Source organism: Frankia sp. CcI156 (assembly GCF_001983015.1).
GTDB lineage: Bacteria > Actinomycetota > Actinomycetes > Frankiales > Frankiaceae > Frankia > Frankia casuarinae.
On record NZ_MOMD01000011.1, the window covers coordinates 1 to 12,459 of the forward strand.

The following is a 12,459-nucleotide window of genomic DNA, read 5'->3' on the forward strand; positions in this document are numbered from 1 at the left end:
CGCCGGGACCGTGCACACGGCGGTCATCCGCTGCCTGTGGTACGGAGTGTTCGGCCCCCGCCCCGTCACCGTCGTCCTCGTCCGCGACACCGACCGGCCCGGGACCTACGACCTCGCGCTCGTCACGACCGACACCCTGACCAGGCCCGCCSAGCTCGTCGCCCGCTATGYGGCCCGCTGGTCGATCGAKGTYGCGATCGCGGACGCGAAGCAGATCTTCGGGGTCGGCCAGGCCCGCAACCGACTCACCGCCGCCGTCGAACGCACCGTCCCGTTCGGCCTGACCTGCCAGACCYTCGCCTTCGCCTGGTACCTCACCACCGGCCACCACCACGGCGACGCYGCCGACCACCGCGCCCGCACCCCCTGGTACACCACCAAGACCCGCCCCTGCACCGCCGACCTCGCCGTCAAGCTCCGCCGCGTCCTGATCACCACCCAATATCAGCCCACACGGCCCGCGAACCCGACCGACGCGGAAATCCACACCCTCCGCCTCGCCTGGGCCACCACCGACAGCGCCCTCGCGGCCTGACCAGCCCCCATCCCGGCCCCACAGCCCGGGAACCAGACAAAACAGACATCGACCCGAGACCGCAAACCAGCTCAAACACCCCACCACGAACCAGCACACCAAACACGCACAGAACACGTCTCACGCGACGTCAACCATAAAATTGGAGATCAAGAAAACCGCGAAAGTCGAGTTGCCTCTCTCMCGCCGCTTGAGTAGTGCCCCGTCGCTCGGCCCGACGGGTCGTGCAGGACAGCGTGGTGGGGCGCCGAGAAGGCGCATGCAGCTAGTCGCCCGCTCTCCGGCGCGTGCTGGACGGCGCCCAGCATCCCGCATGGACAGGCCGCGTCGGTGAARACGGAAACCGGCTGGCTGAGGACCGTTCCGCAAAGGAGGCGCCCGTGGCGCCGCCCTCACCGGATAACCGTACCGCTCATCGCCTTGCCAGCCATTCTGYTTTGGTTTCCTGGAAAGAGAGGGCCCTGATGGGTATTCACTATGCGACCTTCGGGCGTTGCCCGAGTGATCCGTCGACGGTGCTGTGGCGGGTCCACGACGAGATGCTTCCCGCGGTCACGGTGCTCGCGGGCCGGATGGAGAACGTCTCCGGCCTGAAGGCCCCACACATGATCGAAGATGATTTGCGACGGCTCCTTCTGGCCCATCACCCGACCGTTTGGGAAGAGGTCGGTGAATATCGGCGCGCGGCCCGCCCGCCCGCCACGCCGTCCTGCGGCCGGCTGTACTGCCCGACGGCGGCGAGGCGACACAGCCATCGCGCCTACAAGCCCGGGGATGTGGTCGCCCTGACCGCGGGAGACCCCCAACACGAACCTGAGACGTGGCCGTTCCCGGTCTGGGCGGTCCTCGGCGTGCGCACCGAGGACGAGGCTTACCGCGACGGAATCTGCGTCGACATCGGCCCCGGCCGTCATCGCCGTTTCGTCGGCCCCCACGAGATCCGGAGGCTTCGCCTCGACGAGATGGTCATCGGCCCGTCAACCTGGTGACCACAGCCCGCAGCCCGCCGCGGGCGTGCCACCGTCCACGGCGTACCCATCGGGCTGCTCATCATCGGCCCTCCCGCCATCCCTCAGGCGAACCGGGAGGGTGAACGGCCACCCCGTTCCCCGGAATCGGCTGCATGTCGTTGTCGGCATCGGTGAATCCTGCACCGAACCGAGTACGCCGCCTCCGACCTGCYGCACCTGACGGCCCGCCCCACACGACCGGCCCGCGACGGCCGGTGCAACGCCTCTCGGCCCGCCGCGCACCTCGCCCGGCGGGCCGACCCGCGTTGCAGCCCTGGTCCCCGAGGGCCCGCGCGACCGCCCGCGCCCCGGCCCCCACGCTCGCGCACGTCCGCCTGTCCGCCGTGCTGCGCCCTCCTTAGGAGCGCCCCACCATGCCGTCGACTCCGCATCTGATCGGCTTCGCCGAACTCCTCGGCCGGCTCCGCCACGTCCTGACCGTCAACGGCGAGGACACCGTCACCCTCCGCTTCTCCGGACTGTCCTACCACCCGTACTTCGACCGGGACGGCTGGCCGCGCCGACTGCTCGCCCACGTCCTGTTCGGACTGGACGGCCACCTCGACCCGGCCAGCCTGCTCAACCTCGAACCCGCCGCCAGCCTCCTCGGCGCGCTTGGCTACCCGCTGACCGCCAAAGCCGCCGCCCTCGCCAACGAGGCTGAGCAGCTCACCATGCAGGGCTGGACCTGGGGCCACGCCGTCGACACCACGATCCAGCGCACCGACGTGGACGACGAACCGGAAGACACCCGCATCGGCGACGTGGCCGTAATGGCCGTGCTCTCCCACATCGCCGCCCGCCACGCCACCGAGATGACCAGCCCGATCCGGGCGGTCCCGCTGTTCCACCGCGGCTACCCGACCGGGCTGCTCGGCCACCTGGCCGCCTGCCTGCGCCTCGACGCCGTCCACGCCTCCGCCCTCGGGGACAGCAGCGCTCTCGCCCTGTTCGGCCACCTCGGCTGGACGCTGTCCCCACGCGCCAGCGCGGTCCTCACCACCGCCGAGCAGGCCGAGGCCGCCGGAGCCACCTGGACCGACGTCGTCATCCAGGCCAGGGCCACCCGCCGCGACCACCTGCGCCGCGACCCCTGGGACCGCTGAACCGCGCCCGGTGCCCGGACTCCGTCGCAGGCCCGCCGGGCTGGCTGCKGGCATCGCCTCAGCCGCCGGTACTTCTCGCCGGTAGGAGAACCGTTTCTTCGCCTGCCGGTCCGAACCTGCTCCTTTCCCAACCCACCTTCGCGAGAAAAGAGGACTGGCATGCGTGAATACATCGCGTGCGACGGCGGGGATGACGATTGGCTGTGCCGATGCGGGAACACCCCGGCGTCCAGCGGGTTCGTCCCGGTCCGTCGGCGCCGGGAAGTCGCCCCGGGCGCGGCCCGGTGGCGTGGGCGCTATTGCTGTGTGGACTGCGGCTTGTTGATCCACTGGCCCAGCCGGGAGATCGTCGGACGTATCAACCCTGCGGACCTCGTCCTGAACGACGCTACGCCCTCCGTCAACCGGCGACGCCGACCGCCGTTCCTGCGGCACAGCAGAGGCTTCCGCCGTGCACGACGCGCGCGACTGCCTCGCCAGCGGTAGCCCCTACCTCTCCCCAGTGAGGCGTTCCGGCGCCGAGCCGAGACCCGACCGAGGGGCACCTCGTCGTCGAGTTGGCCGGCAGGGACGGTCACCGCAACCCCGCGGCAGCAGGGTGGCGGGGTCGCAGAGGRCACGCGCTGCATGCTGCGTGGTGCCCACGTCGTGGCGCGATCAGACTAGGTGGGGACGGCCGTCCCGTACGTCCTGCGCGGCCGTCCCGGACCGGCCCGCCGCTGCGACCCCGCGCCCCATAGAGGACACCGCTGATGAACTTCGAGTCCCATGTTCTTGTCGATATGACCGTCAAGCAGGTCCAGGACGCCCTGGCGAAAGGAGACCAGCCCGCGATCGCGGTCCTGGAAGGAGAGCCCTCGCGCACGCTGAGTAACTCGGCCTACCTGCGTGACCCCGCTCGCGCGGAAGCGTTCGAGCGGCAGGTCGCCGCCGAGGCGAACCGCATCGACCTCGAACGGCTCATCCTGGCGGTCCCGCAGATCAGCAGGCCCGTCGTGATCGACGGCGACGATGAGGTCCGGCTGCGGTCCCCCTACACCGGCGGGCCGGTGCTGGAGGACGACGGCGAGATGCACGTCATCCTCTGGGTGCTCTGGGACGAGGAGGAGGGCCACGAGTCTGGAATGGTGCCCTTCCGGCGCAAGCGCGACGGCACACCCGTGTTCGACGCGTTCGACGGCTCGGACTACATCTTCTCGATCCCGCTGAACCCCGGGGGCGGGCCCGGCCTGGTCCTGCTGCGGGAACTGCTCGACGAGAACCTGCAACGGCGACGCGCCCGCCCCTGACCTGCCCCGCCAGGCACGTGGCCGGTTCAGCGCGGGCTGACGTGGTTCAACCAGCGCACCAGCGGGGCGGCGCCGTCCCGGGCCAGGTCGATCACGGTCGCGGTGTCCCGTAGCGCGCGGGCGACGAGCACCCCGGCGACCGCGACCGGGCCGGGATGCCGGCTCGCGAGGTACGCGAAGTCGCCGTCGCCTGTTACCAGCAGCAACGGCGCCTCGTCGCTGCGGTAGGCACCCGCGAGCGCGAGGTCCGCGCGCTGCCAGCCCTCGGCAGCCACCAGCCGGCACTGCGCCGGCCAGCGCACCGCCGCCAACCTCCCGGCCGCGCCCGCGGCCGTCACCGCGCACCCGTAGCCGCCGACGATCCGCATCGTCACCGTCATCCACCGGGCCGCGAGATTGTCCGCGTCCGCCAGGACCTGCACCACAAACCCAGGACCATAGCCAGCGGCCGGCGGCACGGGACGTGCATGGCCGCATACGGTGGACAAGCCCGCGCGCCGGCTACACCTCAACCGCCGTTCCACCGCCAAGGAATCTGGAACGGAAATTCCCCGGACCCTGCTGGAGGCCGCGATGAACGACGCCACCTGGAGCCTGGTGACCGACGTCGTGGACCGCGTCCAGCAGTCCATCCGGATGACCGACTATCCGGCGATCGTCATCCTCGACGGGGACCGCCGCCAGATCCTGTCCGACTATGACTACGTCCAGAGTGAGACCGCTCGGACCGGCTTCGAGACCCGTGCGGCCGAGCTCGCCCGCACCCTGCACGCCCGCCGGTTCACCTTCGCCGTCCCGCAGATCATCGAGACGGTCCCTGGCAGCCTCGAAGCCCACGCGTTCTCCGTCCGGCCCCTGCGTGACGGCGAGCAGGAGAGCGTGGTCTGGACGGCCTACGACGCCGACGACGGCGTCGACTACGGCTGGGCCCCCTACACCCGCCGGCCAGGCGGCCAGCCCGTCTTCGACGAGCCCACCACGTTTCACCTGCGGGCCCTGTCCACCGACGGCTTCCCCGGCGTCCGTCTGCTCCGCCTTCTCACCGACGACGAGTAGGCCAGCTGAGTAGGCCAGCGCCCGCCTGGCCTTGTCCCGGGGCCGCCCACCGGGCGTTCCCGGGCCGCCGGCCTCGGCCGGCTCGCCCTCCGCGCGTTCGCTGAGCGGCCAGCGCGCTCCCGGACGACGCGAGCCGGCGAGCGGCTGTGCCCCGCCCGCCAGCCAGGCGCGCTGGGAGCCCACGTCCCAGCGTGTGCGAGCGGGCGTCCTCTGCCGCTGTCTCTGAGCCGCTGCCCATCTTCCCGGTCCGCATGCCGCCGACCGCCCGCAGGGTGGGCGCCGATGTCGGCGACACCGCCTCCCGGTCCTCGTTGTGCGCCGGGCACCGGGTCGCGCTCGCACGGCGACGCATCGCGGGGGCCGGCGTCCGCCACCTGCGCTAACTCTCGGAGATCTCCATGCCAGCATCTGACGACTTTCCGCTACCAGATGGGTACACGACGCTTCGAGTCTCTTCGCGTACCCGGCTCGTCCATTGCACGCTCCCCGATGCGGAGGTAACCCTCTGCGTTCGCAGGTTCGGCGAGCGGACGCTGTCCCCGGACCGGACTGGCCCCGCCGCAGCCGTGTGTGAGCGCTGTGCAAGCGTGGCGGCCCTGCACCCGCTCGACCGGGCCCCGCCGGGCTACGGCCTGACCGCCGTATCGACAGGTCCCGGCCTGGTCACCGCCACCGACCCCGCCGGGCGCACGATCGGCGCCGCGGGCACTGTCCCACAGGCCCACTTCGACGCCTGGTGCCATGCCCACGCCGTCGCGCTTGCGACCGCGCGCCTGCGCCGAGACAGCCGGCGTCGGGGCTCGGCCGACCGCGAGGTGTGGCGGGTTCTCCTCGCCACCCCGACAGGTCGCTGGCGGCCCGCCGGCACGATCCGCACCCGGGACGACGGCTTCCTCGCTGACCTCGACGACACCGAGAACCACGTCCCCCGGCGGTTCCGTACCCGCCATCAGGCGCGCCGCTGGATTATCGAACACCGCGTCGTGCATGGCTGGCCCCACGCAGGATGGCTTGTCCTCGACGGCGTCCGTGTTCTACGCCGCGCTGGCAGCCGTCACGCCGCTACCCGCTGGCTGTGTGGCTACCACGCGACGTTCACCGGACTGCGCGCCACCGCCATCCGGCCGATCGACTGTGACGCCTACCAGCACCACTATCCCGACGGCAGCGTTTTCACCGTCGCCCGCGCCACCCGCGCCGCCGACCATGGCATTGACCCGACCGCCGCACCCCGATACCCCTACGACGATCTCCCCTTCGACGAGAGCGCGTCCACGTGCGCGAGCATCGTGGGCAGCCTGGACACGGTGGGCACCCATACCACCCGCGACGTGGCCAGCTGGCCGTAGGACTGCATTCCGCGCCGGTCCGCTCGCGCGGCTACCTCGAACCATCACTTGCGCCCTCCGCGAGGACCGTCCGCTGGGACGCCGGGACTCCGCGCCGCCGCACCCGTCTGRCCTCGCGCGTAGCCGGCAGCCGTCCCCCGCGCGGTCGGCGCCGCACGGCCCGACCGGCGGACTGATCACAGGCACGTGCGGTGCTCGGACRCACGCAGCCTGCCTCGAACCTGCCGCCGGTTCTTGGCCGCAGCCCGAGCGCCGCAATCCGGCCTTGGCACACGGACTCGGGGTCCCCCCGGCCCTTCCGGCGCCGTCGCTCCATCCCCACCCATCCGCAGGAGGGAAACCATGCCCACGACGAGTGAGAACCGCGCCTACGCCCGCGAGGTAGGCGCCCGACTGCGCACCATCCGCACCCAGCAGGGCCGTTCTCTCCAGCAGGTGGAGACCCTGTCCCGTGGCCGATGGAAGACCGCGGCGGTCGGCTCCTACGAGCGCGGCGACCGGATGATCAGCGTGGAGGGGCTCGCGGCGCTCGCCGACTTCTACGGCGTCCCCGCCCACGAGCTGCTGCCCGGCGGACGGCCTGACCCCCTCCCGCCGCGGGCGGCGCGCGTCGTGCTCAACCTGCCCGCCCTGGCCGGCGTGCCCGACGACGACGCCAGCCCGCTGCGCCGCTGGGTCGCCGAGATCCAGCGAGAACGCGGCGACTACGCCGGCCGGGTCCTCTCGATCCGCGAAGGGGACCTGCGCACCCTCGCGACCCTCTACACCCTCGACCGCAGCCAGCTGCTCGACAGGCTCCAGCAGTGGAAGGTGCTCGACCCGACGAGCGCCACCCCGGACCTCTCCGACACCGTCTGAACCTGGGCACCGTGATCCAGCCGGCAGCGCGTCCGCTGCCGTGCCCCCGCCATGCACGGCGGGAGGGGCGCGCAGACACGGACAACCTCCATGGCGCTTCCCCCGACGGAGATCCTTGGGCAAGGGTCGGGCCCGGCCGCAGGCTCACCCGTCTACTACCCGTGATCCCGTTGCCGTGGCCCACCGGCGGAATGCCCGTCGGTGAGCCACGGCCATCAGGGCAACCGCTGGCGGCTGCTCATCGCTGAGCAGTTCGGCCGCCACGCGCAGCCCTTTCGGGCCTACTCGTCGTCCTGTTCGTTGCGGTCGGCCGCCTCCTGCGCCCGCACGTCGAAGCCACTCTGCGCGGTGTCGGAGCACGGGTCCTGCAACGCTGCCTCGCTGATCCGGTCAGCTGCCTCGCGGTCCATCGGCGTCGACTTGCCCATTTCGCACTCCTTGCATCCTCCTGTCCCGGTGACGTCACGGGACCGACGTGCCCGGTCGCGTGCGGCACGGCCAGGCGATGCCCAGGGATACGGCAGCGCCACGACCCGGACGGCCGGATCGCCCTGCTGACGCCGCGAGCGGGCTCCGGGTTGGGCAGCAGCTCGGTGACGAGCCCGCGAGGAAAATGAATCCGAGAAATAGGCTATCGTGCTCGCCCGGACAGCGCTGGGCGAGCGCGCTGGAATGCTCCAGCCCGACGTTGCACCCCGTGCGAATAAATCGCACCCTACGTGCCCGGCCTGGTTGCCCCGAAATAGTCGTCCCCCTGCCACCTGTATGGGGCTATTTTCACTACTTTGCCCCGCCCTGGAGCGGTGATCATCTGGCCGTTTCCGATGTAGATCGCGACGTGGTGGATGTTGGTGGCGGTGCCGTAGTAGACGAGGTCGCCGATCTGGAGCGGTTCTCCCGGCGGGACCACGGGGCCGGCCTCATACTGGGTCTGAGCGGTGCGGGGCAGGTCGATCCCGGCGGCCAGGTAGGCGGCGCGGGTCAGGCCGGAGCAGTCGAAGCCGCCCTCGGCCGGGCCGTCTCCACCCCAGAGGTAGGGGATGCCGATCTGGCCCTGGGCGTAGAGGACGGCGGCGTAGCCGGCGTCGGACGGCGCGGTGTCGGCTCCGAAGCCGCTGGTCGAGCTGTACTGGGTGGCCTGGGTGACGACCTGCGCGACGTAGGCGTCCGAGTGGTTGTAGGCGAAGATCGCGCCGGTCAGGTCGGTGGCGACGTGGTTGTCGCAGAGGTAGGCCGCGGCGGCGTAGACGGCGTCCTGGGGGTTGTAGAGAGACGGCGGGTTCGCGCCGCCGGCCGGTAGCTGGTGGTGGGCGACGACGTCGGCGAACGTGGTGGYGAGGAACTGCATCGGCCCGCCGGCGCCGGCTTCGTTGACGCCGCTGACCACGCCCGGCAGCCGACTGCGACCATGATCAGATTCTTCTTTCCCGATGGCCGCCAGGGTCGTCCAGGACAGGCCGGGGCAGCTCGCGGCGGCCTGCATGTAGAGGTTCAGGTAGTCGGGCGGGATGTCGTCGAGCGCGGTCTGGCTGGGGCTGCCGCCGCTGGAGCAGCCGAGGAACCAGCCGACGACGGGCAGGCACAGGACGCGTTCGGCCACCCCAGCGGCGGCGGCCCCCATCATGACGATGAGCAGGACGACGGCGGCGACCGCGCCGGCGAGGTACTTGGTCGTGGCCGCTCACCCCCGGTACTTGGCGGGCGGCATCGGAGCAGGCGGGCGCAGGCCCGACCCGGCGGAGATGGCATCCGGCCGGTCCGACACCGGCGCGGGTGCCGGCAGACGGGGCCAGGCCCGGGGCAGCTGATCGAGGGTGAGCCGGCCGGGGCGGCTGGCGCCGAGCGGCAGCCAGCGGGCGAGGGCCGGGTCGAGCTGGTCGTCGGGCGGGGCGAGGGTGGCCGCGGTGGTCGCGACCGGGACGGTGTGCGGCTGGTCGAGCCCGGCAACGGCGTCGGCCAGCGCGCGGCGGGCGCGGGTCTCCCGGCCGATGGTGGGGAACCAGAACAGGACCGGGGTGGTGATGCCGGTCGCGGAGGCGAGCCGCCCATATTTGTCGATCTTCGCGGCGAGGCGGGCGTACGGCTCGGTGGCCCAGTCGAGTTCGAGGAACCATTCCAGGTCGCTGCCGCGGCTGGTCCACCGTCCGTAGGCGTCGGGACGGACGATGTCGCCGAACGCGGCCCGGGTGCGAGCCTCGGACCACCAGGCGGTGAGCGTGCCGGGCGGGTTGGGCTGTCGGGCGTGGGYGATGAGGTGGGTGAAGAAGCCGTTGACCGCGACGCGGTGGGCGAGCTGGGGCCAGTAGGCGACGCCGAGTGCCCGGTCGTGCCGGTAACCGGTCGCGGCCAGGTCGATGCCGTCTTCGGCGGCGAGGATCGCGGCGCCGGCAACGTCGCAGACATAGTGCGCCGGGGGCATGCCCTCGCCGAGGGGGCTCAGGGGTTGGAAGCGGTCGATGACACGCCAGCGGTAGAGCTGGAGGAGCCGCTCGTTGGCGGTGCGACGGTTGGTCCAGGCGGCGTGGACGAGCTGATGAGTGGTCAGGACCCGGTGTTYGTAAAGGAGCCGGGTGATCCAGCGGTCGCGGGGGCTGAKGTGAGGGGTGAGGTTCGCGAGATGGTTGGCGTCGGCGACGACGCGGGCGGCGGGACGCTGCGGGAGGCGTAGGGCGCGTTGCGGCAAGGGCTTGGCCATCGGGGACGCTCCTTCGAGGCGGCGGGGCGCCGTCAGGCGACGCGGCGCGGGTCGGCGGTCGGGCGCGGACCCGGACCGGCAGGGGAAGGTGCGGCGGGGGTGGCGGCGCGGCGGCGCAGGTCTCGGCGGATCTGGGCGGCGCGGCCGGGAACCGGCGGCGGCAGCTTTTCGGTCACGACCGTGAAGGCGGGGGCTTCTTCGCCGCCGACGACCAGGCGGGCGGCGGCATGGAACACGCCGAGGTTGGCGAGGTCGTGTTCGGCGAGCCGGGGCTCGGTGTGCCGGGCGAGCCGCTTCGCGTCCGCCGGGCTGACCGTAAAATAGATCTTGGAGCGGGCGTTGGCGCCGATGCTTTCTTCCAGGTGCCGAGGCAGCTGGGTGAGGTTCTGGTGCGCCAACGTGAGGGACAGCCGGTAGCCGCGGGCGGCGGCGAGCATGTCCTCCAACGCGTACGGAAGCGTGAGGAAATGGTGCGCCTCGTCCAAGTACAGGCTGGCGTCGGGCCTTTTCCCTTGGGGGAGGCGGGCGCGGCGGGTGGTGGCCTGCCAGACGGCGGAGACGACGATCGAGCCCATCAGGGCAGCGGTTTCGACGCCGAGGGCGTCCTGGGCGATGCGGACCAGGCACACCCCGCCGTCGTTCAGCACGGTGTCCATGTCGACGGTCGAGGGTCCGGCGGCGATCGCGGCCCGCACGAACGGCCGCAGCAGAAAGCCGCGCAGTTTGTTCATCRGTGGGGCGACGGCGTGGCCGCGTGCGGCGTCGGAGATGGATTCGTACCAGGTCCAGAAGCCGGCGAGGATGTCGTCGTTGATCTCGCCCAATGCCCGGTGCCGGTAGGCGGTGTCGGTGAGGAGTTTCGGTAGATCCGTGAGCACCGGGACGCCGGGTTGTGCGGCGAGGGTGAGCAGGCCGGCGCGGAAGATGTCCTCGGTGCGCGGCCCCCAACTGTCGGCGTAGACCCGGGAGAAGATCGAGACGAGGTTGTCGACGGCCCGGCCCCGGTCGGGCTGGTCGAGCGGGTTGAGGCAGGGTGGCCGGCTGTTCGATTCGGCGTCGAACAGGACGAGGCGGTCGAGGGCGTCGGTCGGGTAGCGGGCGAGGATGTCGATGATCTGGTCGCCCTTCGGGTCGACGTTGACCACCCCTCGACGGGCGGCGACGTCGTCGAGCGTCATGCGGGCGAGCAGTTCGGACTTGCCGGCGCCGGTCGCGCCGAGGACGTGCAGGTGATGCCGGGCGTCCGGGACCCGCAGACCGACCGGACGCGCACGCCCGGCATCGGTCCGCCCGAGCGGGCGCACATTCGGGCCGGGCCCGGCGACGCCAGGCGGCGGGGCGACCGCCTTCGCTCCGGCGCGTTGCAGGCCCGGGGTCGCCTCGTCGACCGGCAGGTGCGCCAGCGCGCCGAGCTCGGCGACCGAGAGCAGGTCGCCACGGCCGAACTGCCGGGTAGCGAGGACGGGCAGGGGACGGCGCAGCCGCACGCGGCGGYAGTAGTTGTGGTCGCCGTAGGCCGCGTAGGCGCTCGCGATCGCGTGCGCCCGTCCGCGCAGCTGGCTAGCGACCTGGGCGGCGGTGGTGTCGTCGGTGTGATCGTCGAGGATCGCGGCGATGGCGTAGCGGACACGGACCTCGTACTGGGCCCCGCGCTGTTTCGTGACGATGGCGCGGTCTTCCGCGGACAGGGCCAGCGACGTCTGCGGGTCGACCTTCACCGGGGTGGTAGCCGTCCGGCGGCGCTGCCGGGTGCGGCCAGTGCGGGGGGTGAGCAGGTCCAGCAGCCCGCCGATCAGGTGCGCGGAGCCGCCGGCGCGCAGCCGGCGGGCGGCCCGGCGGGACCGGGCGACGCGGCGGCCGGTGACCGGCCGGGCCAGGATCTGGACCGCCGCCCGTTGGTTGCGGGCGAGGCTGCCGGGCGCGCCGAGCAGGGCGCGGATCGGGTCGGCGTCGTGGTCGACCCGGATCGGGAGTGCTTCGGGGCGGGCGAGGCGCAGTTCGCCGCCGGCGGCGAGTAGCCGCCGGCCTGGCCGGGCCACGACGGGCAATGGTGCGCGGGCGGGCGTGGTGTGGGTATGCGCTCCGGGCCAGGCCGCCTCGACCGCGCGTTCGACGAAGCCGTCGGGCACGACGCCGGGCACCCACATCTGGATGCGCACCCCGTCGGCGGTGAACTGGTACTCCCACACGAGGTGCGGCTGGCCGATCAGGCGCCGCCAGCCGGGCCGGAGCAGGCCGAGCAGGTTCGCCCACAGCGCGCCCGCGCCCGCCGGGTCGACGGTGGGCGGGGCCAGCACGGTCACGAGGCGGGCGCCTGCGGCGAGCTGCTGCTGGTACCGGCGGCGCAGCCGCCGGCGCAAGGTAACCAGGCCGGCGGCGGTGAGGGTGAGCAGCGGGCCGGCGATGGGGCCCCACACCGCCACCCATCCCCGTAGCTGGCCGAAGATCTGGTGGAGGAAGCCCCACGGGTCCGTCAGATAGATCGTGAGCGGCGACGACGGCGTGGTGGTCGCCGCGGCGAGCAGATCCATGGTTACGATCTCCCTGCGGGATGGCGGTGC

11 protein-coding genes and 1 pseudogene are annotated in these 12,459 nt (G+C 72.2%); 7 read left to right on the forward strand and 5 right to left on the reverse strand.

Annotation, left to right across the window (positions count from 1 at the left end; genetic code table 11):
* From CcI156_RS04455 to CcI156_RS04475, 4 genes and pseudogenes are all read left to right on the forward strand, one after another.
* A pseudogene (locus tag CcI156_RS04455) lies at positions 1–535 on the forward strand (transposase); the annotation flags it as partial.
* 464 nt (positions 536–999) lie between these two features.
* Complete coding sequence (locus CcI156_RS24495) at positions 1,000–1,524, forward strand: hypothetical protein (RefSeq protein ID WP_023842056.1); 525 nt, start codon at positions 1,000–1,002, stop codon at positions 1,522–1,524.
* 395 nt (positions 1,525–1,919) lie between these two features.
* Positions 1,920–2,651, forward strand: coding sequence for a hypothetical protein (locus CcI156_RS04465; RefSeq protein WP_011436140.1), 732 nt, complete (start codon positions 1,920–1,922; stop codon positions 2,649–2,651).
* A 752-nt stretch (positions 2,652–3,403) separates the two neighbouring features.
* Positions 3,404–3,940, forward strand: coding sequence for a hypothetical protein (locus CcI156_RS04475; RefSeq protein WP_011436139.1), 537 nt, complete (start codon positions 3,404–3,406; stop codon positions 3,938–3,940).
* A gap of 26 nt (positions 3,941–3,966) precedes the next feature.
* Here the strand turns inward: CcI156_RS04475 and CcI156_RS04480 are convergent, their stop codons facing one another.
* A complete protein-coding gene (locus CcI156_RS04480) occupies positions 3,967–4,365 on the reverse strand; it encodes a hypothetical protein (protein WP_035730229.1) in 399 nt (132 codons plus the stop codon).
* Positions 4,366–4,420: 55 nt separating this feature from the next.
* On the opposite strand from CcI156_RS04480, the gene CcI156_RS04485 reads away from it, so the two are divergent.
* From CcI156_RS04485 to CcI156_RS04495, 3 genes are all read left to right on the forward strand, one after another.
* The gene (locus tag CcI156_RS04485) at positions 4,421–4,996 is read left to right on the forward strand and encodes a hypothetical protein (protein WP_236701529.1); all 576 of its coding nucleotides are present in this window, start codon (positions 4,421–4,423) and stop codon (positions 4,994–4,996) included.
* Positions 4,997–5,583: 587 nt separating this feature from the next.
* On the forward strand, positions 5,584–6,345 hold the full coding sequence (locus CcI156_RS04490; protein WP_235609363.1) for a hypothetical protein: 762 nt from the start codon (positions 5,584–5,586) through the stop codon (positions 6,343–6,345).
* Positions 6,346–6,687: 342 nt separating this feature from the next.
* On the forward strand, positions 6,688–7,203 hold the full coding sequence (locus CcI156_RS04495) for a transcriptional regulator (RefSeq protein WP_011436135.1): 516 nt from the start codon (positions 6,688–6,690) through the stop codon (positions 7,201–7,203).
* Between the two features lie 281 nt (positions 7,204–7,484).
* On the opposite strand, the gene CcI156_RS25425 is transcribed toward CcI156_RS04495, so the two are convergent.
* The 4 genes from CcI156_RS25425 to CcI156_RS04510 all read right to left on the reverse strand — a co-directional run bounded on the left by CcI156_RS25425 (position 7,485) and on the right by CcI156_RS04510 (position 12,429).
* Positions 7,485–7,631, reverse strand: a complete 147-nt coding sequence (locus CcI156_RS25425) for a hypothetical protein (RefSeq protein ID WP_023842054.1) — start codon at positions 7,629–7,631, stop codon at positions 7,485–7,487.
* Positions 7,632–7,918: 287 nt separating this feature from the next.
* Entirely contained in the window at positions 7,919–8,827 is a 909-nt protein-coding gene (locus CcI156_RS04500; protein WP_076804394.1) for a bifunctional lysozyme/C40 family peptidase, read from the reverse strand.
* Positions 8,828–8,884: 57 nt separating this feature from the next.
* Positions 8,885–9,898: a replication-relaxation family protein gene (locus CcI156_RS04505; RefSeq protein ID WP_076804396.1), complete on the reverse strand. Its 1,014-nt coding sequence runs from the start codon at positions 9,896–9,898 to the stop codon at positions 8,885–8,887.
* Between the two features lie 32 nt (positions 9,899–9,930).
* Positions 9,931–12,429, reverse strand: a complete 2,499-nt coding sequence (locus CcI156_RS04510; RefSeq protein ID WP_076804398.1) for a TraM recognition domain-containing protein — start codon at positions 12,427–12,429, stop codon at positions 9,931–9,933.
* Between the last annotated feature and the right edge of the window lie 30 nt (positions 12,430–12,459).